Origin of the sequence: Pseudomonas sp. V88_4 (assembly GCF_029967985.1) — a bacterium.
GTDB lineage: Bacteria > Pseudomonadota > Gammaproteobacteria > Pseudomonadales > Pseudomonadaceae > Aquipseudomonas > Aquipseudomonas glycinae.
In genome coordinates this window covers 214250-239693 of sequence record NZ_JASCAF010000045.1, presented here as the reverse complement: position 1 = coordinate 239693, position 25444 = coordinate 214250, and the positions used below count along the sequence as shown (strand labels likewise).

19 protein-coding genes are annotated in these 25444 nt (G+C 59.8%); 16 read left to right on the top strand and 3 right to left on the bottom strand.

Annotation, left to right across the window (positions count from 1 at the left end; translation table 11 throughout):
* The first annotated feature begins 91 nt into the window (after positions 1-91).
* The 11 genes from QLG12_RS24700 to QLG12_RS24650 all read left to right on the top strand — a co-directional run bounded on the left by QLG12_RS24700 (position 92) and on the right by QLG12_RS24650 (position 14195).
* Complete coding sequence (locus QLG12_RS24700) at positions 92-2893, top strand: LPS-assembly protein LptD (protein ID WP_197867333.1); 2802 nt, start codon at positions 92-94, stop codon at positions 2891-2893.
* Positions 2874-4190 carry a peptidylprolyl isomerase gene (locus QLG12_RS24695; RefSeq protein ID WP_282475370.1) on the top strand — a complete coding sequence of 439 codons (1317 nt, stop codon included), beginning with the start codon at positions 2874-2876 and terminating at the stop codon, positions 4188-4190. The genes QLG12_RS24700 and QLG12_RS24695 overlap by 20 nt, the downstream gene beginning before the upstream one ends.
* Positions 4187-5176, top strand: coding sequence for a 4-hydroxythreonine-4-phosphate dehydrogenase PdxA (gene pdxA / locus QLG12_RS24690; RefSeq protein WP_085612933.1), 990 nt, complete (start codon positions 4187-4189; stop codon positions 5174-5176). Before QLG12_RS24695 ends, pdxA begins: the two co-directional genes overlap by 4 nt.
* Positions 5173-5991, top strand: coding sequence for a 16S rRNA (adenine(1518)-N(6)/adenine(1519)-N(6))-dimethyltransferase RsmA (gene rsmA, locus QLG12_RS24685; RefSeq protein ID WP_282475369.1), 819 nt, complete (start codon positions 5173-5175; stop codon positions 5989-5991). Before pdxA ends, rsmA begins: the two co-directional genes overlap by 4 nt.
* A gap of 116 nt (positions 5992-6107) precedes the next feature.
* Positions 6108-6488, top strand: a complete 381-nt coding sequence (gene apaG / locus QLG12_RS24680) for a Co2+/Mg2+ efflux protein ApaG (RefSeq protein WP_064380341.1) — start codon at positions 6108-6110, stop codon at positions 6486-6488.
* Complete coding sequence (locus QLG12_RS24675; RefSeq protein ID WP_236194893.1) at positions 6488-7369, top strand: symmetrical bis(5'-nucleosyl)-tetraphosphatase; 882 nt, start codon at positions 6488-6490, stop codon at positions 7367-7369. Before apaG ends, QLG12_RS24675 begins: the two co-directional genes overlap by 1 nt.
* 33 nt (positions 7370-7402) lie before the next feature.
* Positions 7403-7732 carry a thiosulfate sulfurtransferase GlpE gene (gene glpE / locus QLG12_RS24670; RefSeq protein ID WP_039768079.1) on the top strand — a complete coding sequence of 110 codons (330 nt, stop codon included), beginning with the start codon at positions 7403-7405 and terminating at the stop codon, positions 7730-7732.
* 297 nt (positions 7733-8029) lie between these two features.
* Positions 8030-9952: a PrkA family serine protein kinase gene (locus QLG12_RS24665; RefSeq protein ID WP_011336211.1), complete on the top strand. Its 1923-nt coding sequence runs from the start codon at positions 8030-8032 to the stop codon at positions 9950-9952.
* Positions 9953-10071: 119 nt separating this feature from the next.
* Positions 10072-11343 (top strand): YeaH/YhbH family protein, encoded by a 1272-nt coding sequence (locus QLG12_RS24660; RefSeq protein ID WP_011336212.1) that lies wholly within the window; start codon positions 10072-10074, stop codon positions 11341-11343.
* On the top strand, positions 11340-12902 hold the full coding sequence (locus tag QLG12_RS24655; RefSeq protein WP_197867328.1) for a SpoVR family protein: 1563 nt from the start codon (positions 11340-11342) through the stop codon (positions 12900-12902). The genes QLG12_RS24660 and QLG12_RS24655 overlap by 4 nt, the downstream gene beginning before the upstream one ends.
* A gap of 63 nt (positions 12903-12965) precedes the next feature.
* Positions 12966-14195, top strand: coding sequence for a multifunctional CCA addition/repair protein (locus QLG12_RS24650; RefSeq protein ID WP_197867327.1), 1230 nt, complete (start codon positions 12966-12968; stop codon positions 14193-14195).
* A 39-nt stretch (positions 14196-14234) separates the two neighbouring features.
* On the opposite strand, the gene folK is transcribed toward QLG12_RS24650, so the two are convergent.
* Both folK and folB read right to left on the bottom strand, forming a co-directional pair.
* Positions 14235-14753: a 2-amino-4-hydroxy-6-hydroxymethyldihydropteridine diphosphokinase gene (folK, locus tag QLG12_RS24645; protein WP_197867326.1), complete on the bottom strand. Its 519-nt coding sequence runs from the start codon at positions 14751-14753 to the stop codon at positions 14235-14237.
* Positions 14744-15100, bottom strand: coding sequence for a dihydroneopterin aldolase (gene folB / locus QLG12_RS24640; RefSeq protein ID WP_064380331.1), 357 nt, complete (start codon positions 15098-15100; stop codon positions 14744-14746). Before folB ends, folK begins: the two co-directional genes overlap by 10 nt.
* Before the next feature lie 74 nt (positions 15101-15174).
* Between folB and plsY the strand changes: the two genes are divergently transcribed.
* Complete coding sequence (gene plsY / locus QLG12_RS24635; RefSeq protein WP_007959895.1) at positions 15175-15744, top strand: glycerol-3-phosphate 1-O-acyltransferase PlsY; 570 nt, start codon at positions 15175-15177, stop codon at positions 15742-15744.
* Positions 15745-15767: 23 nt separating this feature from the next.
* On the opposite strand, the gene tsaD is transcribed toward plsY, so the two are convergent.
* Positions 15768-16793, bottom strand: a complete 1026-nt coding sequence (gene tsaD / locus QLG12_RS24630; protein ID WP_039768071.1) for a tRNA (adenosine(37)-N6)-threonylcarbamoyltransferase complex transferase subunit TsaD — start codon at positions 16791-16793, stop codon at positions 15768-15770.
* A gap of 199 nt (positions 16794-16992) precedes the next feature.
* Between tsaD and rpsU the strand changes: the two genes are divergently transcribed.
* The 4 genes from rpsU (at position 16993) to QLG12_RS24610 (ending at position 25444) form a co-directional block, all read left to right on the top strand.
* The gene (rpsU, locus tag QLG12_RS24625) at positions 16993-17208 is read left to right on the top strand and encodes a 30S ribosomal protein S21 (RefSeq protein ID WP_002551877.1); all 216 of its coding nucleotides are present in this window, start codon (positions 16993-16995) and stop codon (positions 17206-17208) included.
* A gap of 480 nt (positions 17209-17688) precedes the next feature.
* On the top strand, positions 17689-19656 hold the full coding sequence (dnaG, locus tag QLG12_RS24620) for a DNA primase (RefSeq protein ID WP_197867325.1): 1968 nt from the start codon (positions 17689-17691) through the stop codon (positions 19654-19656).
* A 67-nt stretch (positions 19657-19723) separates the two neighbouring features.
* Positions 19724-21571 carry an RNA polymerase sigma factor RpoD gene (gene rpoD / locus QLG12_RS24615; protein ID WP_039768067.1) on the top strand — a complete coding sequence of 616 codons (1848 nt, stop codon included), beginning with the start codon at positions 19724-19726 and terminating at the stop codon, positions 21569-21571.
* A 126-nt stretch (positions 21572-21697) separates the two neighbouring features.
* Positions 21698-25444, top strand: a complete 3747-nt coding sequence (locus tag QLG12_RS24610) for an EAL domain-containing protein (protein WP_282475368.1) — start codon at positions 21698-21700, stop codon at positions 25442-25444.

The following is a 25444-nucleotide window of genomic DNA, read 5'->3' as shown; positions in this document are numbered from 1 at the left end:
TGCTTTATTATCCAGCATCTTTTTCAGACCATCGAGAGGCGTGCGGCCCACACCGCGGGCAGATGGCACGCAGGAAGCCCGGACTAATAAGATGGCATTGAAATCCCCCGCGTTTCGTAAAAAATTTCCGTTGTTGGTAACCGGCAGTCTGCTGGCTATGCAACCTCTGGCCAGTTCATTCGTTGTTGCCGCCGAGCAGTATGACTGCGCCGCCTCGGCAACGGGTGGCTGGGCCTGCTCGCCGAAGACGCCGGCCGCTGCCTTGCCGCCGCGTCCCGTGCATGACGGCAGTGCCGTCAGCGCCGCTGGCGAAGTCCCGGCCGAGAGCGGCTCCACTTCGGAGTCCGGGCCCAAGCCGGTACTGGTTACCGAGTCCAAGGGCCGTGGCCTGAAATCCCGTAGCGAAGACTACAGTCACCTCGACTGGGTTCCGCGCGAGAAGCTCACCGCCGCCCAACTGGCCGAGACCGGTCCTTACTGCTCTGGTTCCTATATCGAACCGATTCGTCCTGGCATGAATGACAAGACGAATAAAAGTGACGCCCCGACCTTCATCGGCGCCAAGGCGTCGCGTTATCAGCAGGATTCGCAGGTCGCGAGTCTGGCCGGTGACGTGGTCATGCGTCAGGGCAGCATGCAGGTCGAAGCCGACGAGGCCAACCTGTATCAGGCCGAAAGCCGTGGCGAACTGGCGGGCAACGTGCGGATTCGCGACAACGGCGCGCTGATCGTCGGCGACCACGCCGATGTACAGCTGGACACCGGTGAAGCCAAGGTCGACAACGCCGAATACGTGATGCACAAGTCGCGCATCCGCGGTAACGCGCTGTACGCCAAGCGTGCCGAAAACGCGATCATCCGTCTGAAGGACGGCACGTACACCACGTGCGAACCGAACAGCAACGCCTGGCAGCTCAAGGGCAACAACATCACCCTGAACCCTGCCACCGGTTTCGGTACCGCGACCAACGTGACGCTGCGGGTCAAGGACATTCCGGTCCTGTACACGCCATACATCTACTTCCCGATCGACGATCGTCGTCAGTCGGGCTTCCTGCCGCCGACCATCGGCTCCGGCAGCGACACCGGCTTCATGCTGGTCACCCCGTACTACTTCAACCTGGCACCGAACTACGATGCCACGTTGTATCCGCGCTACATGAGCAAGCGCGGCATGCTGATGGAAGGCGAGTTCCGCTACCTGACCAAGTCGAGCGAAGGCCAGTTCGGCGCGGCGTACCTCAACGACGAGGACACTGATCGCAGCAAGCAGAGCGATTACGAGAAGAACCGCTACATGTACAACTGGCAACACAAGGGCGGTCTCGACTCCCGCGTATTCACCCAGGTTGACTACACCAAAATCAGCGATCCTTATTACTTCCAGGATCTGCAGACCGACCAGATCGGCGTGAAAAGTGCCGACTACGTGAACCAGCAGGGCTCGGTCACCTATCGTGGCGACAGCTACACGGCACGTCTGAATGCCCAGGCCTATCAATTGGCGACCGTTTCGAACATCACGCCGTACGACCGCCTGCCGCAGATCACCTTCAATGGTCAGCTGCCGTATCATCCGGAAGGCCTGAACTTCGATTACGAGACCGAGATCGTGCGGTTCGATCGTGATCTGAAAAGCGGCACATTTGTTCAGGAAGACGGGATCACCACTGAGCCTCGTCTGGACAACAACATTCAAGGTCTGGCCCGTGCCAACGGCGATCGCCTGAACCTGAAACCTGGCGTCAGCCTGCCGATGAACTGGACCTATGGCTTCCTCAAGCCATCGCTCAAGTACCAGTACACCCAGTACCAGCTGGATCTGGATGGCACCGGCAAGTCTCAGATTGCCGCAATGTCGCCGGAAAACCAGAATCTCAACGGCAAGTTCGGCAGCAACCAGAACCGTGGCGTACCGATCGCGAGCATCGACAGCGGACTGTACTTCGACCGCGACACGTCCTACTTTGGCAAGAACTACCGCCAGACCTTGGAACCACGTCTGTTCTATCTTTATGTGCCCGAGAAAGACCAGTCTGATATTCCGGTATTCGACACCAGCGAATACACCTTCAACTATGCCTCTCTGTTCCGTGACAACCGCTTCTCCGGTTCCGACCGTGTGGGCGACGAGAACAAGCTTTCGTTGGGTGTGACCAGCCGCTGGATCGAGGACGATGGTTTCGAGCGTCAACGTATCAGTGTCGGCCAGGCCTTGTACTTCAAGGATCGCGAAGTCCAACTGCCAGGTATCGATCCAAAGACCCGCGACGATTCGCACTCCAACGTTTCGCCTTATGCACTGGAATACGAATACCGCTGGAACCGTGACTGGCGCACCACGGCCGATTACAACTGGGATCCGGACAGCCGCAGCCCGCGTTCCGGCAGCGCGATGTTCCACTACCAGCCTGAAGACAACCCGAACAAGGTGGTCAACCTCGGTTATCGCTATCGCAACGACCAGGTTCGTTACGACCAGAACACCGGTAAATGGTCGGTGGGCGGTGGTGATTACGGCACCCCTGGCCAGCCTGGGTACGTGAAGGACTACTACAAGATCCAGCAGCATGATTTCTCGGTCATTTGGCCGATCGTTCCGCAGTGGAGCGCGATCAGCCGCTGGCAGTACGACTACAACCGCAATCGCACGCTGGAAGCCTTCGGTGGTTTCGAATATGACAACTGCTGCTGGAAACTGCGCCTGATCAACCGTTACTGGGTTTCCTACGACGAGTTCAGTCAGGAAGCTCCGCAAAACGAAAAAGGCGACCACGGCGTCTTCCTCCAAATTGTTCTGAAGGGACTCGGCGGCCTCACCGGCGCCAAGGTAGAGAGCTTCCTCGACAAAGGCATCCAAGGTTATCGTCAACGTGAAGACCAAGCTTTCTGATTTTCTGCGCCCGCTGATGCTGGGCGCGCTGTTCCTGGGTACCGCGGCCAACGCCGCGGTGCAGTCCATCGATAAAGTGGTGGCCATCGTCGACAACGACGTGGTCATGCAGAGCCAGCTGGATCAACGTGTCCACGAAGTTCAGCAAACCATCGCCAAGCGTGGCGGCGGCTTGCCGCCTCCGGGCGTACTGGACCAACAGGTGCTCGAGCGCCTGATCGTCGAAAACCTGCAACTGCAGATCGGCGAACGTTCCGGTATCCGCATCACCGATGAGGAACTGAACCAGGCTGTGGGCACCATTGCCCAGCGCAACAACATGACCCCTGAGCAGTTCCGCATCGCCCTGTCCCGTGACGGCCTCTCCTATGAAGACGCTCGCGAGCAGATCCGCCGCGAAATGATCATCAGCCGTGTACGCCAGCGTCGTGTGGCCGAACGTATTCAGGTCTCGGAACAGGAAGTGAAGAACTTCCTTGCCTCCGACCTGGGCAAGATGCAACTGTCCGAAGAGCTGCATCTGGCCAACATCCTGATTCCGACCCCGGAAAGCGCCAACTCCGAAGCGATTCAGAGTGCTGCTCGCAAGGCAATGGACGTTTACCAGCAGCTCAAGCAAGGTGCTGACTTCGGCCAGATGGCCGTGGCCAACTCCGCCAGTGACAACGCGCTGGAAGGCGGCGATATGGGCTGGCGTAAAGCCGCTCAACTGCCACCGCCGTTCGACCGTGAACTGAGCCGCATGGCGATTGGCGACATCACTCAACCGGCACGCACTCCGGGTGGTTTCATCATCCTGAAGCTGCTGGAAAAACGTGGTGGCGAGAGCCAGATGCGCGACGAAGTGCATGTGCGCCACATCCTGGTCAAGCCAAGTCCGGTTCGCGACGAAGCCAAGACCAAGGAACTGGCTCAGTCGCTCTACAACCGCATCGAAGCCGGTGAAGATTTCGCCGAACTGGCCAAGAAGTATTCGGAAGACCCGGGCTCTGCGCTCAACGGCGGCGACCTGAACTGGATCGACCCGAACGCACTGGTACCGGAATTCCGCGCCGTGATGGCCAAGTCCCCGCAGGGTCAGCTGTCCAAGCCGTTCCAGACCCAGTACGGCTGGCACGTTCTGGAAGTCCTTGGCCGTCGCGCCACTGACAGCACCGAACAGGCCCGTGAGCAGCAAGCGATGACCGTATTGCGTAATCGCAAATACGACGAAGAGCTGCAGACCTGGCTGCGTCAGATCCGTGACGAAGCGTACGTTGAGATCAAACTCCCTGGTGCAGACCAGGCAGCGCAGTGAAACCCAAGCGTTTCGCGCTGACACCCGGCGAACCGGCCGGCATCGGTCCCGACCTGTGCCTGCTGCTCGCCTCGCAAGCCCAGCCACATCCCCTGATTGCCATCACCAGCCGCGACCTGCTCCAGGAGCGGGCCGCGCAGCTGGGGCTGGCCGTCAGCCTGCTGGAAGTTGCACCGGGCAATTGGCCGGACGCTCCGGCGCCCGCCAACAGCCTGTATGTCTGGGACACCCCGCTCAGCGCCCCCGTGGTCGCCGGGCAACTGGACAAAGCCAACGCCGCATTCGTCCTCGAAACCCTGACCCGCGCCGGCAATGGCTGCCTGAACGGCGACTTCGCCGGGATGATCACCGCGCCGGTGCACAAAGGCGTGATCAACGAATCGGGCATCGCGTTTTCCGGTCACACCGAATTTCTCGCCGACCTGACCCACACCGCCCAAGTGGTGATGATGCTCGCCACCCGCGGTTTGCGCGTGGCGCTGGTCACCACTCACCTGCCCTTGCGCGACATTGCCGATGCGATCACGCCGGAGCGCCTGGAACGGGTCACGCGGATTCTGCACGCCGACCTGCAACAAAAATTCGGCATCGCCCAACCGCGTATCCTGGTCTGCGGACTCAACCCGCACGCCGGCGAAGGCGGACACCTGGGCCATGAAGAAATCGACATCATCGAACCCACATTGGAGCGCCTGCGCGGCGAGGGCATGGACCTTCGTGGCCCGCTGCCTGCCGACACTCTGTTTACCCCCAAATATCTGGAGCACTGTGACGCAGTGCTGGCGATGTATCACGACCAGGGTCTGCCCGTGCTGAAGTACAAAGGCTTCGGCGCTGCAGTCAACGTGACCCTGGGCCTGCCGATCATCCGCACGTCGGTCGACCATGGCACCGCCCTGGATCTGGCCGGCAGCGGCAGGATCGACACCGGCAGCCTGCAAGTCGCCCTGGAAACTGCCTACCAGATGGCCGAGACCCGTTTATGACCGAGCAATACCAACACAAGGCGCGCAAACGCTTTGGCCAGAACTTCCTGCACGATGCCGGCGTCATCGACCGTATCCTGCGCTCCATCAATGCCAAGGCCGGCGACCGCATGCTGGAAATCGGGCCGGGCCAGGGCGCATTGACCGCCGGCATCCTCAACTCCGGCGCAGAGCTGGACGTGGTGGAGCTGGACAAGGACCTGATCCCGATCCTCAACCAACAGTTTGCCGACAAGAGCAACTTCAACCTGCATCAGGGCGATGCGCTGAAGTTCGACTTCAATACCCTGAACGCTGCGCCGAACAGCCTGCGCGTGGTCGGTAACCTGCCGTACAACATCTCCACGCCGCTGATTTTCCACCTGCTGAGCAATGCCGCGATCATTCGCGACATGCACTTCATGCTGCAGAAGGAAGTGGTCGAGCGTCTGGCCGCCGGTCCCGGTGGTGGTGACTGGGGTCGATTGTCGATCATGGTTCAGTACCATTGCCGGGTCGAACACCTGTTCAACGTCGGCCCGGGCGCATTCAATCCGCCACCGAAAGTCGACTCGGCAATTGTCCGCCTGGTACCGCACGCGGTGCTGCCACACCCGGCCAAGGATCATCGCCTGCTCGAGCGCGTGGTGCGTGAAGCCTTCAACCAGCGTCGCAAGACTCTGCGCAACACCCTCAAGCAGTTGCTGACCAATGCCGAAATCGAAGCCGCCGGCGTCGATGGCAGCCTGCGTCCCGAGCAACTCGATCTGGCCGCGTTCGTACGTCTGGCCGACAAGCTCGCCGAACAGCCGGCGAAAGCACCTGAAGCCGACTGACCGGCAATGATCGCTATCGGGCAGGATGCCAACTCTGGTCTACTGCCCGATACTTGCCTAGACTGAATCCCAATCAGCTACGCCCCGCGTCCCGCTTCGTTTTTAAGGCCTTTTGCATGTCCGATCCTCGCTACCAGGTCGATGTCAGTGTCGTTACCCACTATCTGGCAGACCAATCGCAACCCGAGCACGAGCGCTTTGCCTTCGCCTACACCATCACCGTGCAGAACAATGGCGAGCAACCGGCCCGCCTGATGTCGCGCCACTGGGTCATCACCGATGGCGACGGGCATGTCGAAGAAGTGCGCGGCGCCGGCGTGGTCGGCCAGCAACCGTTGATCGGCGCTGGAAAAAGCCACACCTACAGCAGCGGCACGGTCATGACTACCAAGGTCGGCACCATGCAAGGCACTTACGAAATGGTCGCCGACGACGGCAAGCATTTCGATGCGATCATCAAGCCCTTCCGCCTCGCCGTTCCCGGAGCCCTGCACTGATGGCGACGTATGCCGTCGGCGACCTGCAAGGCTGCCTCGAACCGCTCAAGTGCCTGCTCAAGCAGGTCGCGTTCGACCCAACCCTGGATCGCCTGTGGCTGGTCGGCGATCTGGTCAACCGGGGCCCGCAGTCACTGGAAACCCTGCGCTTTCTTTATGGCATGCGCGACTCGCTGGTCTGCGTGCTCGGCAATCACGACCTGCACCTGCTGGCAGCGGCGAAGAACATCGAGCGCATGAAGAAGTCCGACACGCTGGGTGAAATCCTTGAAGCGCCCGACTGCGCCGAACTGATGGAGTGGCTGCGCCAGCAGAAACTCATGCACTACGACGAACAACGTGAAGTGGCCATGGTGCACGCGGGTATCCCGCCGCAATGGTCGCTGCGCAAAGCGCTCAAATACGCTGCCGAAGTCGAGGCCGCATTGCGTGATGACAACCTGCTTCCACCCTTCCTCGACGGCATGTACGGCAACGAGCCGGCGAAATGGGACAGCGACCTCAAAGGCGTGACTCGCCTGCGGGTGATCACCAATTATTTCACCCGCATGCGTTTCTGCACCGCCGAAGGCAAGCTCGACCTCAAGAGCAAGGAAGGCCTCGATACCGCGCCACCGGGCTACAAGCCCTGGTTCCAGCACAAGGAGCGCAAGACCCGTGGCCTGCGGATCATTTTCGGCCACTGGGCGGCACTGGAAGGCATCGTCCACGAGCCGGGTATTGCAGCCCTCGACACCGGTTGCGTCTGGGGCGGCAGCCTGACCCTGATGAATGTCGACAGCGGCGAACGCCTTTCATGCAAATGCGACGAACACGGGGCCGTCCTGCCCACCGTCGCACCACTGATCACCGAATCTTCTCCCGTCAGCGCCCCGCGCTAGACTGCGTTTTCAGCCGAGCCACAGGAGCCCGCCATGAGCGAATTCAAACGTATCCCCCCGGAACAGGCCCAGGCCCTGCGCGAGCAAGGCGCCGTGGTCGTCGACGTCCGTGACCCGGCAACATTTGCCGCACTGCACATCAGCGGCTCGAAGCATCTGGACAATCATTCCCTGCATGCTTTCATCCAGGGCGCCGACCTCGATGCCCCCACCGTCGTGGTCTGCTACCACGGCAACTCGAGCCAGGGTGCCGCCGCGTATCTCGTGAGCCAGGGCTTTTCCGACGTCTACAGCATGGACGGCGGCTTCGAACTGTGGCGTACGACCTTTCCTTCGGAAACCGCGCAAGGCAGCTCCGAATAATTTTTTTGTAACGCGCAGGCCCCGGCTCCCGTGGGCCCGCGCCGGCAGACGAACGGTCTTGCCACAACTAATTACGTATCTCGCCTTTACCTCCCGAATTCCCAACTATCCTTAAGCCCAGGCCATCCAAAACAGGGGAGAGCCGGTACACCGGCGCACGGGTCATCGGGAGTGACTTTCAAGGTTGTCGACCGCGAAAGTGTTCTGGGGGGTAAACAATCAGCTGCCACAGCGGCTGCTTGCCAGCATCGACTGAGTGATCCGGCGTCGGCTCCACGTATCGAGCGAGGTGACGTCATGAGTATCTTTAGCCACTTCCAACAACGCTTCGAGTCCACACGCCAGGAAGAATTCTCCCTGCAGGAGTACCTGGAACTGTGCAAAAAGGATCGCAGTGCCTACGTTTCCGCCGCCGAGCGTCTGTTAATGGCCATCGGCGAACCGGAACTGCTCGACACCTCGACCAATTCGAGGCTGTCGCGAATCTTTTCCAACAAGGTGATCCGCCGCTATCCGGCCTTTGAAGACTTCCACGGGATGGAAGAATGCATCGACCAGATCGTGTCGTATTTCCGCCATGCCGCCCAAGGCCTGGAAGAGAAGAAACAGATCCTCTATCTGCTCGGCCCTGTCGGCGGCGGTAAGTCGTCCCTGGCCGAGAAGCTGAAACAACTGATGGAAAAAGTGCCCTTCTATGCCATCAAGGGCTCGCCGGTATTCGAATCGCCACTGGGTCTGTTCAACGCCACCGAAGATGGCGCGATCCTCGAGGAAGACTTTGGCATTCCACGGCGCTACCTGAACACCATCATGTCGCCATGGGCCACCAAGCGCCTGGCCGAATTCGGCGGCGACATCAGCCAGTTCCGCGTGGTCAAGCTGTACCCGTCGATCCTCAATCAGATCGCCGTGGCCAAGACCGAACCGGGTGACGAAAACAACCAGGACATCTCCGCGCTGGTGGGCAAGGTCGATATCCGTAAACTCGAAGAGTTCCCGCAGAACGACGCCGACGCTTATAGCTACTCCGGTGCGCTGTGCCGGGCCAACCAGGGCCTGATGGAATTCGTCGAAATGTTCAAGGCACCGATCAAGGTGCTGCACCCATTGCTGACTGCGACCCAGGAAGGCAACTACAACAGTACCGAAGGCCTCGGTGCGATTCCGTTCACCGGGATTCTGCTGGCTCACTCCAACGAATCGGAGTGGCATACCTTCCGCAACAACAAGAACAACGAAGCCTTCATCGACCGGATCTACATCGTCAAGGTGCCGTACTGCCTGCGGGTCAGCGACGAGGTGAAGATCTACGACAAGCTGTTGTTCAACAGCTCCCTGGCCAAGGCCCATTGCGCGCCGGATACCCTGAAGATGCTGGCGCAGTTCACCGTGCTGTCACGCCTGAAGGAGCCGGAAAACTCCAACATCTATTCGAAGATGCGCGTGTATGACGGCGAAAACCTCAAGGACACCGATCCGAAGGCCAAGTCGATCCAGGAATACCGCGATGCGGCGGGCGTCGACGAAGGCATGAACGGTCTGTCGACCCGGTTCGCTTTCAAGATTCTGTCCAAGGTCTTCAACTTCGATCCGCACGAAATTGCCGCCAACCCGGTACACCTGCTCTATGTGCTGGAACAGCAGATCGAACAGGAACAGTTCCAGGCCGAGACCCGCGAACGCTACCTGCGTTACCTGAAAGAGTACCTGGCACCGCGTTATATCGAATTCATCGGCAAGGAGATCCAGACCGCCTACCTCGAGTCTTACAGCGAGTACGGCCAGAACATCTTCGACCGCTACGTGCTGTATGCGGACTTCTGGATTCAGGATCAGGAATACCGCGATCCGGAAACCGGCGAGATCCTCAACCGCGTTGCTCTCAACGAGGAGCTGGAAAAGATCGAAAAACCGGCCGGCATCAGCAATCCGAAGGATTTCCGCAACGAAATCGTCAACTTCGTACTGCGCGCCCGGGCCAACAACAACGGCAAGAACCCGACCTGGCTCAGCTACGAAAAACTGCGGGTGGTCATCGAGAAGAAAATGTTCTCCAACACCGAAGACCTGCTGCCAGTCATCAGCTTCAATGCCAAGGCCAGCAAAGAGGATCAACAGAAGCACAACGACTTCGTTACGCGAATGGTCGAACGCGGCTATACCGACAAACAGGTACGACTGCTCTCCGAGTGGTATCTGCGGGTCCGGAAATCGCAGTAAAGCAGCTGCAAGCTACAAGCTTCGAGCTGCAAGTAAAAAGCGCATGAGCCTGATGCCAGGGCATATGCCTGCACTTGCGGCTCGCAGCTCACTACTTGAAGCTGCCCGGAGGGCCTCCTATGAGCTATGTGATCGACCGACGTCTCAATGGCAAGAACAAGAGCACGGTGAACCGTCAGCGCTTCCTGCGGCGTTACCGTGACCACATCAAGAAGGCTGTCGAAGAGGCGGTCAGCCGGCGTTCCATCACCGATATGGAGCACGGCGAGCAGATCAGCATTCCCGGTCGCGATATCGACGAACCGGTGCTTCACCATGGTCGCGGCGGCAAGCAGACCGTGGTTCACCCCGGCAACAAGGAATTCACTGCTGGCGAACACATCGCCCGTCCGCCGGGAGGTGGCGGAGGCCGTGGGCCGGGCAAGGCCGGCAACTCCGGCGAAGGCATGGACGAATTCGTTTTCCAGATCACTCAGGAAGAATTCCTCGAATTCATGTTCGAGGACCTCGAACTGCCCAACCTGGTCAAGCGCAACCTGACCGGCACCGATACCTTCAAGACCGTGCGCGCCGGGATCAGCAACGAGGGCAATCCGTCGCGGATCAACATCATCCGCACCCTGCGCTCGGCTCATGCGCGACGCATTGCGTTATCGGGCAGCAGCCGCGCCAAATTGCGCGAGGTCAAAGAGGAACTGGCGCGACTCAAACGCGAAGAACCGGACAACTTCGGGGATATTCAGGATCTTGAAGCAGAAATCGAGCGTCTCAGTGCGCGTATCCACCGCGTGCCGTTTCTCGATACGTTCGATTTGAAATACAACCTGCTGGTCAAGCAACCCAATCCAAGCTCCAAAGCCGTGATGTTCTGCCTGATGGACGTTTCCGGCTCCATGACCCAGGCGACCAAGGACATCGCCAAGCGCTTCTTCATCCTGCTGTACCTGTTCCTCAAGCGGAACTACGACAAGATCGACGTGGTGTTCATCCGCCACCACACCAGCGCCCGCGAAGTGGACGAAGAAGAGTTTTTCTATTCCCGCGAGACCGGTGGCACCATCGTTTCCAGTGCACTCAAGCTGATGCAGGAGATCATGGCCGAGCGCTACCCGAGCAACGAGTGGAACATTTACGCCGCCCAGGCTTCCGACGGCGACAACTGGAACGACGACTCGCCGATCTGCCGCGACATCCTGATCAACCAGATCATGCCGTTCGTGCAGTACTACACTTACGTGGAGATCACCCCGCGCGAACATCAGGCCTTGTGGTACGAGTACGAGCGCATCGCCGAAGCCTTTTCCGACACTTTTGCCCAGCAACAACTGGTCTCGGCCGGGGATATCTATCCGGTCTTCCGTGAACTCTTCCAGCGCAGGTTAGTGACATGACCGCCAAAGAGCAGAAGCGCCAACCCATTTCCACCGGCTCGGAATGGACTTTCGAGCTGATCCAGACGTACGACCGTGAAATCGCCCGTATTGCGGCCCGTTATGCCCTGGATACCTACCCCAACCAGATCGAAGTAATTACCGCCGAGCAGATGATGGACGCCTACGCGTCGGTCGGCATGCCGCTGGGCTATCACCACTGGTCCTACGGCAAGCACTTCCTCAGCACCGAAAAATCCTACAGTCGCGGGCAAATGGGGCTGGCGTACGAGATCGTGATCAACTCGGATCCGTGCATCGCCTACCTGATGGAAGAAAACACCATCTGCATGCAGGCACTGGTGGTCGCGCATGCCTGCTACGGCCACAACAGTTTCTTCAAGGGCAACTATCTGTTCCGCACCTGGACCGACGCCAGTTCGATCATCGATTACCTGGTATTCGCCAAGCAGTACATCATGCAGTGCGAGGAGCGCCACGGGATCGATGCCGTGGAGGATCTGCTGGATTCCTGCCACGCCCTGATGAATTACGGTGTCGACCGCTACAAACGTCCGTATCCGATTTCCGCCGAAGAAGAGCGGCGTCGGCAGAAGGATCGCGAAGAACACCTGCAGAAGCAGATCAACGACCTGTGGCGCACGATTCCCAAAGGCGCGGACAAGTACAGCGACAAGGACAGCGCGCGCTTCCCGGCCGAGCCGCAGGAAAACATCCTGTATTTCATCGAGAAACACGCCCCGCTGCTGGAACCCTGGCAGCGCGAGATCGTGCGGATCGTGCGCAAGATCGCCCAGTATTTCTATCCGCAGCGCCAGACTCAGGTGATGAACGAAGGCTGGGCGACGTTCTGGCACTACACGCTGATGAACGACCTGTACGACGAAGGCCTGGTGACCGACGGCTTCATGATGGAGTTTCTGACCTCCCACACCAGCGTGGTATTCCAGCCGGGGTTCGACAGCCCTTATTACAACGGCATCAACCCGTATGCATTGGGTTTTGCGATGTATCGCGACATCCGGCGAATGTGCGAAGAACCTACAGAAGAAGACCGCCGCTGGTTCCCGGAAATTGCCGGCAGCGACTGGTTGTCGACCATCAAGTTCGCCATGAGCAGCTTCAAGGATGAGAGTTTCATCCTGCAGTACCTGTCACCCAAGGTGATCCGCGACCTGAAGCTGTTTAGCATCCTCGATGACGATCAGAAGGACGATCTGCTGGTGCCCGCAATCCATGACGAGGGCGGTTACCGGATCATTCGCGAGACCCTGGCCGCGCAGTACAACCTGGGCAACCGCGAACCGAACGTGCAGATCTACAGCATCGACCGCCGCGGCGACCGCTCGCTGACCCTGCGCCACCAGCAACACGACCGCAAACCGCTGGGCGATTCCACCGAGGAGGTTCTTAAACACCTGCACCGACTATGGGGCTTTGACATTCATCTGGAAACCCTGCAAGGCGACCAGATCATGAAGACCCATCATGTTCCGCCCCGCAGCGAACACAGCGAGGGGGATTACGGTCGACTCGACCTGGCCGTCATTCATCTTTGATTCCGTTGAGACCTCCAGAAGTCCGGCGCAAGGGTTATCCTGTCGGGCCAACGGAGGTTTTTTATGCAGATTTACAAGGTCGGCGGTGCGGTACGTGATCGCCTGCTGGGCAAACCGGTCACCGATATCGATTGGGTGGTGGTCGGTGCCACCACCGAAGAAATGCTCGCCAACGGGTTTCGCCCTGTAGGCGCAGACTTTCCTGTCTTTCTTCACCCGAAAAGCGGCGAGGAGTACGCCCTCGCCCGCACCGAGCGCAAGAGCGGTCGTGGTTATGGTGGTTTCACCTTTCACGCCAGCCCCGAGGTCACGCTTGAAGAAGATCTGATCCGCCGTGACCTTACGATCAACGCCATGGCCGAAGACGATCAGCAAAACCTGACCGATCCCTACCACGGCCAACGCGATCTGCAAGATCGGGTTCTTCGCCACGTTTCCCCCGCTTTTGCCGAAGATCCCCTCAGGGTACTGCGCGTTGCGCGCTTTGCCGCCCGCTACGCGGAACTTGGTTTCAGGGTGGCGCCGGAGACCTTGGAGCTGATGCGTCAGCTCAGCGAATCGGGCGAACTGCAAGCCCTTACGGCCGAACGCAGCTGGAAAGAGATTTCCCGCGCGCTTATGGAAGATCAGCCCCAAGTGTTCATTCAGGTACTGCGCGACTGCGGCGCCTTGAAGGTGCTGATGCCAGAGGTCGATGCCTTGTTCGGCGTACCGCAACCGGAAGCCCATCACCCGGAAATCGACAGCGGCCTTCACACCCTGAGCGTGCTTGAGCAGTCAGCCCTGCACAAACAACCGCTGACCGTGCGCTGGGCCTGCCTGCTGCACGACCTGGGCAAAGGCGTTACTCCGCAAGAGGAATGGCCTCGACACATTGCCCATGAGCACAAAGGCCTGAAGTTGATCAAAGCGGTCAACGAGCGCTTCAAGGCACCGAAGGACTGTCAGGAGCTGGCCCTGCTGGTCGGCCAATATCACACCCACGGGCATCGCGCCCTGGAGCTGAAGGCTTCGACCTTGCTCGAGTTACTGCAAAGCTTTGACGTTTACCGTCGGCCACAGCGTTTCGAAGAATTCATCGTCGCGTGCGAGATGGACGCCCGAGGCCGCAAAGGGCTTGAGCAGCGCAGTTATCCACAGGCGGATTACCTGCGCGGCGCGGCCAATGTGGCCCGCAGTGTGGCCGTGCAGCCGTTGCTGGAGAAAGGATTCAAAGGCCCGGAACTGGGCGAGGCGCTCAAGCGCGAACGGCTCAAGGCGTTGAAGGCTTACAAGGAATCGGCGGCGTCCTGAAAACACCTGATCCGCCCTCGCGCGGGCGGATCAAACTGTTCAAGACAGATCTGAAGGCGTGAGCTGAGTACCGCGCCACTCAAATCCGACCGGTGCCAGCACCTGATCGATCTGCGCTTCGGCCCACAACGTGGCAAAGCTTTTTCCTGCACCGGGATGCACCCGATCCGGCGCAATCAGCGACAGCGGCCACAGCACAAAGGCATTTTTCAGGATTTCAGCACGGGGCAGGATCAGCCCGTCGAAGTTGCCCGCCAGATCGCCGTACAGCAACACGTCGATATCCAGCGGCAAGCCCTTGCGATCCGGCGCGTAACGACCGTTGTCCGCTTCAATGAATTTCAATCGGCGATCCAGTTCGATCAACGGCAGATCGGTGAACGCCGACACCACGAAGTTGAAGAACGGCCCGCTCTTTATTCCCACCGGCTGGCTTTCGAACACAGGCGAACAGTGGATATCCACCAGAAACGTGGACAAGGCATCCAGACCGGCCTGCAAATGGGTTTCGCGCTCGATATTGCTGCCGAGCCCGAGATAGACCTGGGTCAGCGACATCCGCGCTCGATCTCCACACCCACACCACCCTTGGCGGCCGGTACGGCACCTGGCTTGGTCAGCTTCAGGCGCACCCAGGTGATCTTGAATTCGCTCATCAGCACCTCAACCAGACGCTCGGCGAAGGTCTCGACCAGTTGATACCGGGATTGCTCCGCAAAGGCCTGGATCCGTGTGGACACACTGGCGTAATCGAGCGCCAGGGTCAGGTCGTCACCGGCGGCGGCCGGGCGATTGTCCCAGGCGAAGCTCAAATCAAGACGCAGGCACTGTCGGATGCCGCGCTCCCAGTCGTAGGCACCGATCACGGTGTCGACTTCCAGGCCCTCGATAAACACTCTGTCCAAGCACTTTTCTCCGCTGCACGACAAGGGCGCAATGCGCCGTTAGAATCAGGGCGTCCTCGCCCGGAATAGTTAGCATGTTTTGGTTACTGGCGATCCTCGCCTACCTGCTCGGCTCTCTGTCCTTCGCCATTTTGCTCAGCCGCCTGACCGGAAATCCGGATCCGCGAATGAGTGGCTCGGGTAATGCCGGCGCCACCAACATGCTGCGCCTGGCCGGACGCAAACTCGCGATCCTGACCCTGCTGGGTGATCTGTGCAAAGGCCTGCTGCCGGTGCTGATCGCTTCGGCAATGGGCCTTTCGCTACAGGATCAGGCGTGGATCGGCGTCTGCGCCGTGATCGGTCACCTGTTCCCTTTGTACTTTCGCTTTCGCGGTGGCAAGGGCGTCGCCACGGCGGCCGGCATGCTGCTGGGCCTGTATCCACCCGCTGCGCTGCTGGCCGTGTGCGCCTGGCTGCTGACGTTTTACCTGACCCGCACCAGTTCGCTGGCGGCGTTGATCGCCACTCCGCTGACCCTGCCGTTGCTGGCCTGGCAGGAACCGGCGGCCCTGTTGCCGATGAGCACGCTGACACTGCTGATCGTCTGGCGCCACCGGGGCAATCTACGCGACCTGTTCGCCGGGCGCGAACGGCATTTTTAAATACCGACCGTGAGCGCCGCTCATCACAGCGCCGACAATTGCTCCATCGGCCAACGCGCCTGCACACTGATCGCCAGGCTCTCCTGCTGGCCGGCCTGCAACCGCTGGCAGCCGGCAAACGCGATCATTGCGCCGTTATCGGTGCAAAACTCGGGACGGGCATAAAACACATCGCCCTTCATGTCGCCGAGCATTTTCTCCAGCGAAACCCGCAGCGCCTTGTTGGCACTGACGCCGCCGGCGATTACCAGCCGCTTCATGCCCGCCTGTTTGAGGGCACGCTTGCACTTGATGGTCAAAGTCTCCACCACGGCCTGCTGGAACGCCAGCGCGATGTCGCAACGGGCTTGCTCGCTGTCGTCCCCGGCGCTGACGCACTGCTGCCAGGTGTTGAGAGCGAAGGTCTTCAAGCCGCTGAAGCTGAAATCCAGGCCCGGGCGATCACACATCGGACGCGGGAAGGTGAAACGTCCTGCGACGCCCTTCTCTGCCAGCTTGGCGATTTCCGGACCGCCCGGATAATTCAGGCCCATCATTTTTGCAGTCTTGTCGAAGGCTTCGCCCGCCGCGTCGTCCAGCGTCTCGCCGAGCAGGCTGTATTGGCCGATGCCATCGACCTGAACCAGCTGCGTATGACCACCGGACACCAACAAAGCGACGAACGGGAATTCCGGCGGTTTCGGCTCCAGCATCGGCGCCAGCAAATGGCCTTCCATGTGGTGCACGCCGAGCGCCGGAATGCCCCAGGCAAACGCCAGCGCCTGGGCACACGAAGCCCCCACCAGCAGCGCCCCGACCAGACCGGGACCCGCGGTGTAGGCGATGGCGTCGATTTCGGTCGGCACGCAGTCGGCCTCGGCCAGCACCTGACGAATCAGGGGCAGCATGCGCTTGACGTGATCGCGCGATGCGAGCTCCGGCACAACGCCGCCATAGACGCGGTGCAGGTCGATCTGACTGAACAGCGCGTCGGCCAGCAGTCCGCGCTCGCTGTCGTACAAAGCGACGCCGGTTTCGTCGCAGGAAGTTTCTAATCCCAGTACTAGCATGGGTTTGCGCCTTGTTTAGGCTGAATTCGAAGGCGCGCATAATAGTCGCCGCGTGATGCCCCGACCAGCGGTTTTCGATCAGAGGCTTTGCATTCCGAGCGATGAGGGGTTAACATCCGCAACCCTTAAAAACCGACGTCTTCAAGTGCTCTTTTGCCGCGAGGATGTTGACCCCGGTAATGAATGAAGGTAGCTCTGGATGCCAGCCGTCAAAGTTAAAGAGAACGAACCCTTCGACGTAGCTCTGCGTCGTTTCAAGCGCTCCTGCGAAAAAGCCGGTGTACTGGCTGAAGTTCGTAGCCGCGAATTTTACGAGAAGCCAACTTCTGAGCGTAAGCGCAAGGCAGCTGCTGCTGTTAAGCGTCACGCCAAGAAAGTTCAGCGCGAACAGCGCCGCGCCGTTCGTCTGTACTAATACACAGACGATCGTAGCAAGCTTCTGCCAAGCCCGGCCCTCAGCCGGGCTAATGGCATTTGCGTAAAACGCTTGATGCTTCACCGTCGAAGCCGCAGATGCGACCGAGACAAACCCGCTTCACCGCGTCAGGCCTGGCTTTTTTGCCAGCGGTGCACGTCTTTTCTGACGAGCCTTTCAAGGCTACTGACGAGCACACCCACTGATTCCTCTTACGACGATCAGCCCAAGGCACCTGCTTGCGTGCCCGCTTCATGAGCTATCCGAGGCCGATCGCCGGCCGCCAGCGGATTCAGCGCAACATTTTCGAATAGTCGAAGACTGATGAACACTAACGTCAGTGGATTTTCGGCAGATACACTTCCCGACAGCGATTACGCAAACGACACCGGTCGAGCCGCCCAATGTGCGCGCATCACTCAATGACCCGCGTCCGGCTGCCTTTCGCATCGGATCCCTTACAGCACAGACGAGAACGCCATGGCCGGGCTGATTCCCCAGAGCTTCATTGACGACCTTCTGAACCGCACCGACATCGTCGATGTGGTCAGCTCGCGCGTGCAATTGAAGAAGGCCGGCAAGAACTACACCGCCTGCTGCCCGTTCCATAAAGAGAAAACCCCGTCGTTCAGCGTCAGTCCCGACAAGCAGTTCTATTACTGCTTCGGCTGCGGCGCCGGCGGCAACGCCCTTGGCTTTCTCATGGATCACGACAACCTGGACTTCCCCCAGGCTGTCGAAGACCTGGCCAAAGCCGCCGGAATGGAAGTGCCGCGTGAAGAAGGCGGCCGCTCGAACAAACCGCGCCAGCCGACCGACTCACCGCTGTACCCGCTGCTCACCGCCGCCGCCGACTTTTACCGGCAGGCGCTCAAGGGCCATCCGGCACGCAAGGCAGCGGTGGATTACCTCAAGGGTCGCGGCCTGACCGGCGAGATCGCCCGCGACTTCGGTCTCGGATTCGCACCACCGGGCTGGGACAACCTGCTCAAACACCTGAGCAGCGACACCTTGCAGCAGAAAGCCATGATCGAGGCCGGCCTGCTGATCGAAAACGCTGAAACCGGAAAACGCTATGACCGCTTCCGCGATCGCGTGATGTTCCCGATCCGCGACACCCGCGGACGGATCATCGCCTTCGGCGGCCGAGTACTCGGCGATGACAAGCCAAAGTACCTGAACTCGCCGGAAACTCCAGTGTTCCATAAAGGCCAGGAACTCTACGGCCTGTATGAGGCACGCAAGAACAATCGCAACCTCGACGAAATCATCGTCGTCGAGGGCTATATGGACGTCATTGCCCTGGCCCAGCAAGGCCTGCGCAATGCCGTCGCGACACTGGGTACCGCTACCAGCGAAGAACACCTCAAGCGCCTGTTTCGCGTCGTGCCGAACGTGCTGTTCTGCTTCGACGGCGATCAGGCCGGCCGCAATGCTGCCTGGCGCGCACTGGAAGCAACACTGCCCAGCCTGCAGGACGGACGCCGTGCACGCTTTCTGTTTCTGCCCGAAGGCGAAGACCCGGACACATTGATTCGCGCCGAGGGCACTGACGCCTTCCGCGCCCGGATCAATCAGCACGCGCAGCCGCTGGCGGACTACTTCTTCCAGCAACTGACCGAAGAAGCCGACCCGCGCTCGCTGGAGGGCAAGGCCCACATGGCCACGCTCGCAGCACCGCTGATCGACAAGGTACCCGGCGCCAACCTGCGCATCCTGATGCGTCAGCGCCTGACCGAGATCACCGGCCTGAGCAGCGAAAGCGTCAGCCAACTGGCCCAGAGCGCGCCGCAGGAAGCGCCGCCGGCCTACGACCCGGGCATTGATTACGACGCCATGCCGGACTACAGCGACTACCATCAGCCGCAGGCACAGGAAATGTATGTGCCGCAGCAGGAGTGGACGCCGAAGAAACCCGGCGCCGGCGGCAAGAAATGGGACAAGAAACCGTGGGAGAAGAATGGCAAGCGCGGGGGTGATCGCGACCAACCACGTGCCCCACGCGTGCCGGCCGCCGTCGAACCACCGACCCTGGCCGCCCTGAGAACCTTGCTGCATCACCCGCAACTGGCGGAAAAAGTCGAGGACGCCGGGCATTTCGCGGACGAGAACCAGACCAATGCACAACTGCTCGTGGCACTGCTCGAAGCCGTACAGAAGAATCCCAAGCTAAACTCATTTCAGTTGATCGCGCGATGGCACGGAACCGAACAGGGTCGCCTGCTCAAGGCGTTGGCGGAAAAGGAATGGCTGATTGACGGAGACAACCTTGAACAACAATTTTTCGACACCATTACTAGCTTGTCAGCCCGCCAACGCGAGCGAAATCTGGAACAACTGCTCAGGAAAGCGCGTCAAAGCGAACTGAGCGCCGAAGAGAAAAATCAACTGCGCGACCTTTTAAGTCGCAATGTTTCCGCATCAAACCCGACCTCAACTGGCGCGTGAGGTCATAGCTCAGGTATAATCCTCGGCTTGTTTTTTGCCCGCCAAGACCTTCAGTGGATAGGGTGTTATGTCCGGAAAAGCGCAACAGCAGTCTCGTATTATTGAGTTGATCAAACTGGGTCGTGAGCAGAAGTATCTGACTTACGCCGAGGTCAACGACCACCTGCCCGAGGATATTTCAGATCCGGAGCAGGTGGAAGACATCATCCGCATGATTAACGACATGGGGATCCCCGTACACGAGAGTGCTCCGGATGCGGACGCCCTTATGCTGGCCGACGCCGATACCGACGAGGCCGCTGCGGAAGAAGCAGCCGCTGCGTTGGCGGCGGTGGAGACCGATATCGGTCGCACCACTGATCCGGTGCGCATGTACATGCGTGAAATGGGTACGGTCGAGCTTCTGACTCGTGAAGGCGAAATCGAAATCGCCAAGCGTATCGAAGAAGGCATCCGTGAAGTAATGAGCGCCATCGCGCACTTCCCCGGCACGGTTGACCATATTCTCTCCGAGTACACTCGCGTCACCACCGAAGGTGGTCGCCTGTCCGACGTTCTGAGCGGTTACATCGACCCGGACGACGGCATTGCGCCGCCTGCCGCCGAAGTGCCGCCGCCGATCGACGCGAAAGCGGCGAAAGCCGAAGAATCCGACGACGATGACGATGCCGAAGCTTCCGATGACGAAGAAGAAGCCGAAAGCGGTCCGGATCCGGTCATTGCCGCACAGCGCTTCGGTGCTGTCGCCGATCAGATGGAAATCACCCGCAAGGCCCTGAAAAAGCACGGTCGTCACAACAAGGCGGCGATTGCCGAACTGTTGGCGCTGGCCGAGCTGTTCATGCCGATCAAACTGGTGCCGAAGCAATTCGAAGCCTTGGTCGAACGTGTTCGCAGCGCCCTGGATCGTCTGCGTCAGCAAGAGCGTGCGATCATGCAACTGTGCGTACGTGATGCTCGTATGCCTCGTGCCGACTTCCTGCGCCAGTTCCCGGGCAACGAAGTCGACGAAAGCTGGTCCGACGCCCTGGCGAAAGGCAAGAGCAAGTACGCCGAAGCCATCGCCCGCGTGCAACCGGACATCATCCGTTGCCAGCAGAAGCTGACTGCGCTGGAAACCGAGACCGGCCTGACCATCGCCGAGATCAAGGACATCAACCGTCGCATGTCGATCGGTGAGGCGAAAGCCCGCCGTGCGAAGAAAGAGATGGTTGAAGCGAACCTGCGTCTGGTGATCTCCATCGCCAAGAAGTACACCAACCGTGGCCTGCAATTCCTCGACCTGATCCAGGAAGGCAACATCGGTCTGATGAAAGCGGTGGACAAGTTCGAATACCGTCGTGGTTACAAGTTCTCGACTTACGCCACCTGGTGGATCCGTCAGGCGATCACTCGCTCGATCGCCGACCAGGCTCGCACCATCCGTATTCCGGTGCACATGATCGAGACGATCAACAAGCTCAACCGTATTTCCCGGCAGATGCTGCAGGAAATGGGTCGCGAACCCACCCCGGAAGAGCTGGGTGAACGTATGGAAATGCCTGAGGACAAGATCCGCAAGGTATTGAAGATCGCCAAAGAGCCGATCTCCATGGAAACCCCGATCGGTGATGACGAAGACTCTCATCTGGGTGACTTCATCGAGGACTCGACCATGCAGTCGCCAATCGATGTCGCCACTGTCGAGAGCCTGAAAGAAGCGACCCGCGAAGTGCTGTCCGGCCTTACTGCCCGTGAAGCCAAGGTACTGCGCATGCGTTTCGGTATCGACATGAACACCGACCATACGCTCGAAGAAGTCGGCAAACAGTTTGACGTGACCCGTGAGCGGATCCGTCAGATCGAAGCCAAGGCGCTGCGCAAGCTGCGCCACCCGACGCGAAGCGAGCATCTGCGCTCCTTCCTCGACGAGTGATACCAGAACCCCCGGCCCAGGCCGGGGGTTTTGTTTTTACGGCAGATTAAATACCCAGCTCCGCCCTCCCCCCGCGCACAGCCCGTCTACACTCGAAACATTCCCCCGAGCCATAACGAGACCGTTATGCCCAGACTGGCGTCCGTGCTTTTTTTGCTGTCACTGATGATCTGGACCGCAACGGCTGACGCGCTGACTCTGACCGATGAAGAACGTAGCTGGCTGGCGGCTCACCCGGACTTGCGCCTGGGTGTCGATGCGTCGTGGCCACCCTTCGAATTCCGCGACGATCAGAGCCGCTATCAGGGCCTGGCTGCGGACTATATCGATGTGATTCGCCAACGCCTGGCGATCAAACTCACGCCCATTGAGCCGGTGAGCTGGACGGTGGTGCTCGAACAGGCGAAAAACGGCACGATCGACCTGCTGCCGGGGATCATGTCCACACCGGAACGCCAGAGTTACCTGTCATTCACCCGCCCTTATCTCGACTTTCCGATCGTCATCCTCGCCCACGTCGGCGGCCCGCAACCGCGCAAACTCGAGGAGCTTTACGGTCTGAAAATCGCCGTAGTGGAAAACTACGCCCCCCATGAGCTGCTGCGCACCCATCACCCCGACCTGAACCTGGTGGCGATGCCCAATGTCAGCTCTGCGCTGCAGGCCCTGGCCACCGATGAAGTGGACGCAGTGGTTGGCGACCTGGCCTCCAGTGTCTGGAGCCTGCGCCAGCTCAAACTGGATGGTTTGTATGTCAGTGGCGAAACCCCTTATCGCTACCAACTGGCGATGGGCGTTCCTCGGGACAACAAAATGCTGGTGGGGATTCTGGACAAGGTTCTTGCCGATATGTCCCCGGAGGAAATCAGCAGCATTCAGGAGCACTGGGTCGGCAACGTCCTCGATCACCGGACATTCTGGTCAGATCTGCTGGTTTACGGCTTACCAGGTCTCTCGCTTCTGGTCATCGTGCTGGCGGTGGTGATCCGCATCAACCGCCGCCTGAGTTCGGAAATCGCCCGGCGTATCGACCTCGAACAGGAACTGCGCAGCAGCGAATACCACTATCGCGGACTGGTGGAGAGTCTTTCGGCCATCGCCTGGGAAGCGCGGATCAGCGATTTCACCTACAGCTATGTGTCGCCCCACGCCGAAGACCTGCTCGGTTATCCACTGTCCCATTGGCTGATTCCGGGTTTCTGGCGCAACATCATCCACCCCGCCGACCTGACTCGCGCTCAAAGTTTTTGCGATCACGAGGTGCTGGCCGGGCGCGATCACAGCCTCGATTACCGGGTGATCACTGCTGACGGCCGTTGCTTGTGGGTACGTGACATCGTCAGCCTGATCGAACACGGCCACGAACCGGTAATGCGTGGCCTGATGATCGACATCAGCGAAACCAAACGCACTGAAGAGGCGTTGCGCCTGTCGGAACAGAAGTTCGCGTCGGTATTCCAGCAATGCCCGGACATCCTGGTCATCGCCCGGCTCTCGGACGGCTGCTTGCTGGAGGTTAACGAGGCTTTTGAGGAACAGATCGGGCTCAAGGCCGAAGAGGTGATTGGCCAGACCGCCACCGAACTCAACATATGGGGCATTCCCGGAGTCGGCCCGGGCCTCCTTCAGCGGCTACAAGCCGGCAGCATTCGCAATCTGGAGATGCCCTTTCGCCGCAACAATGGTCAGGTGTTCACCGGGCTGATTTCCGCTGAACCCTTCGAACTCGACACCACGCCGGCGCTGGTCGTGGTGGTGCGCGACATTACCCAGCTCAAGGAAACCCAGCAGCAACTGCAAACCTCCGAGGAGAAGTTCGCCAAGGCCTTCCACGCCTCGCCTGACGGTCTGCTGCTGTCGCGCCAGAGCGATGGCTTGCTGCTGGAGGTCAACGAAGGTTTCAGTCGTATCACCGGTTTCAACAGCGCCATGTCGGTGGATCGCTCGGCGCTGGACCTGGGCATCTGGGTCAACCTCAACGAACGCAAGCAAATGCTCGACCTGCTGCACCGCGACGGGTTCGTTCGCGACTTCAGCTGCCATATCCGCCGCAGCGACGGGCAGATCCGCCTTTGCGAGGTGTCCAGCCGTCCGCTGCCGATCGGCGACGAAGACTGCATGTTGACCATCGCCCGGGACATCACCGAACGCCACCTGATGCAGGAAAAACTGCAACAGGCCGCGACCGTGTTCGAAAGTACCGCCGAAGGCGTGCTGATCACCGACACCCAGCAACACATCAGTGCCGTAAACCGGGCGTTCACCGAAATCACCGGTTACAGCGAAAGTGAAGCGCTCGGTCACACTCCGCGCCTGCTTGCATCCGGCCTGCACGACAGCGCGTTCTATGCGGCGATGTGGCATCAATTGACCGACGAAGGCCATTGGCAGGGCGAAATCTCCAACCGGCGCAAGAACGGCGAGCTGTACCCGAGCTGGTTGACCATCAGCGCCGTGCGCAACCGCGACAAATTCATCACCCACTTCGTCGCAGTATTCGCCGATATCTCCAGCCTCAAGCACGCCCAGGCCAAACTCGACTACCAGGCGCATCACGACCCGCTCACCGGCCTGCCGAACCGCACGCTGTTCGAAAGCCGTCTGTTGACGGCACTCAACAGCCAGCAGGAAAACGGCGGCCAGGGCGCAGTGCTGTTCCTCGACCTCGACCGCTTCAAGCACATCAACGACAGCCTCGGTCATCCGGTCGGCGATTTGCTGCTCAAGGGCATCGCCGTACGCCTCAAGGAACAACTGCGTGATATCGACACCGTGGCGCGGCTGGGGGGCGACGAGTTCATTATTCTGCTGCCCGGCCTGCAGCAACCCGGCGATGCCGACAACATCGCCACCAAACTGCTGAACTGCTTTGGCGCACCGTTCCAGGCTGGTGAGCATGAGTTCTTCATCAGCGCCAGCATCGGCACCAGCCTTTACCCGCGCGACGGCTGCGATGTCGCGACCCTGATCAAAAATGCGGACGCGGCGATGTACCGCTCCAAGGCCAAGGGTCGCAACCGGGTCGAAAGCTACACCCGCGACCTCACCGCCCAGGCCAGCGAACGGGTAGCACTGGAGCACGAACTTCGTCGAGCCATCGAACGCGAGGAGTTGTATCTCTATTACCAACCGAAAATCAGCCTCGACGATCACAGCCTGGTTGGCGCCGAAGCCCTGATCCGCTGGCGCCACCCGAACTTCGGCGAAGTACCGCCAGAGCATTTCATCCCGCTGGCGGAAGAGAACGGGATGATTCTGCAAATCGGCGACTGGGTGCTGGAAACCGCCTGCCGGCAGATGTTCGAGTGGGGCCAGATCTATGAATCCCTCGGCCCGCTGTCGGTGAACCTCGCCGGCGCACAACTGCGCCAACCGAACCTGCTGGGACGCATCGAGCAACTGCTCAAGGACAACCGCCTGCAACCGGAATTACTGCAACTGGAAATTACCGAAAACTTCATCATGAGCCAGGCCGAAGAAGCCCTGGCGGTGCTGCACCAGCTCAAAAACCTGGGCGTGCAACTGGCCATCGACGACTTTGGCACCGGTTATTCTTCACTGAGTTACCTCAAGCGCCTGCCACTGGATATCCTCAAGATCGACCAGTCTTTCGTCCGCGGACTGCCCGACGACCCCCACGACGCGGCGATTGTCCGCGCCATCATCGCCCTGGGCCGCAGCATGCAATTCACAGTAATTGCCGAAGGTGTGGAAACTCAGGCCCAGCAACAATTCCTCGCTGCCGAAGGCTGCGAACAGATCCAGGGCTACATCGTCAGCCTGCCGCTCCCACCCGAGGAATTCGCCGCGACGTTTCTTCGCATATCCGTATCGGATTTTTCGGATAGCACAGCCGAGAAACCGTCGCTATAA

Coding starts and splice junctions, on each gene's coding strand:
- apaG (WP_064380341.1), top strand. CDS start 6,108: ATGTCCGATCCTCGCTACCAGGTCGATGTCAGTGTCGTTACCCACTAT.
- QLG12_RS24655 (WP_197867328.1), top strand. CDS start 11,340: ATGACCGCCAAAGAGCAGAAGCGCCAACCCATTTCCACCGGCTCGGAA.
- rpsU (WP_002551877.1), top strand. CDS start 16,993: ATGCCAGCCGTCAAAGTTAAAGAGAACGAACCCTTCGACGTAGCTCTG.
- tsaD (WP_039768071.1), bottom strand. CDS start 16,793: ATGCTAGTACTGGGATTAGAAACTTCCTGCGACGAAACCGGCGTCGCT.
- QLG12_RS24665 (WP_011336211.1), top strand. CDS start 8,030: ATGAGTATCTTTAGCCACTTCCAACAACGCTTCGAGTCCACACGCCAG.
- QLG12_RS24660 (WP_011336212.1), top strand. CDS start 10,072: ATGAGCTATGTGATCGACCGACGTCTCAATGGCAAGAACAAGAGCACG.
- plsY (WP_007959895.1), top strand. CDS start 15,175: ATGTTTTGGTTACTGGCGATCCTCGCCTACCTGCTCGGCTCTCTGTCC.
- rpoD (WP_039768067.1), top strand. CDS start 19,724: ATGTCCGGAAAAGCGCAACAGCAGTCTCGTATTATTGAGTTGATCAAA.
- QLG12_RS24610 (WP_282475368.1), top strand. CDS start 21,698: ATGCCCAGACTGGCGTCCGTGCTTTTTTTGCTGTCACTGATGATCTGG.
- rsmA (WP_282475369.1), top strand. CDS start 5,173: ATGACCGAGCAATACCAACACAAGGCGCGCAAACGCTTTGGCCAGAAC.
- dnaG (WP_197867325.1), top strand. CDS start 17,689: ATGGCCGGGCTGATTCCCCAGAGCTTCATTGACGACCTTCTGAACCGC.
- glpE (WP_039768079.1), top strand. CDS start 7,403: ATGAGCGAATTCAAACGTATCCCCCCGGAACAGGCCCAGGCCCTGCGC.
- QLG12_RS24650 (WP_197867327.1), top strand. CDS start 12,966: ATGCAGATTTACAAGGTCGGCGGTGCGGTACGTGATCGCCTGCTGGGC.
- QLG12_RS24700 (WP_197867333.1), top strand. CDS start 92: ATGGCATTGAAATCCCCCGCGTTTCGTAAAAAATTTCCGTTGTTGGTA.
- QLG12_RS24675 (WP_236194893.1), top strand. CDS start 6,488: ATGGCGACGTATGCCGTCGGCGACCTGCAAGGCTGCCTCGAACCGCTC.
- folK (WP_197867326.1), bottom strand. CDS start 14,753: ATGTCGCTGACCCAGGTCTATCTCGGGCTCGGCAGCAATATCGAGCGC.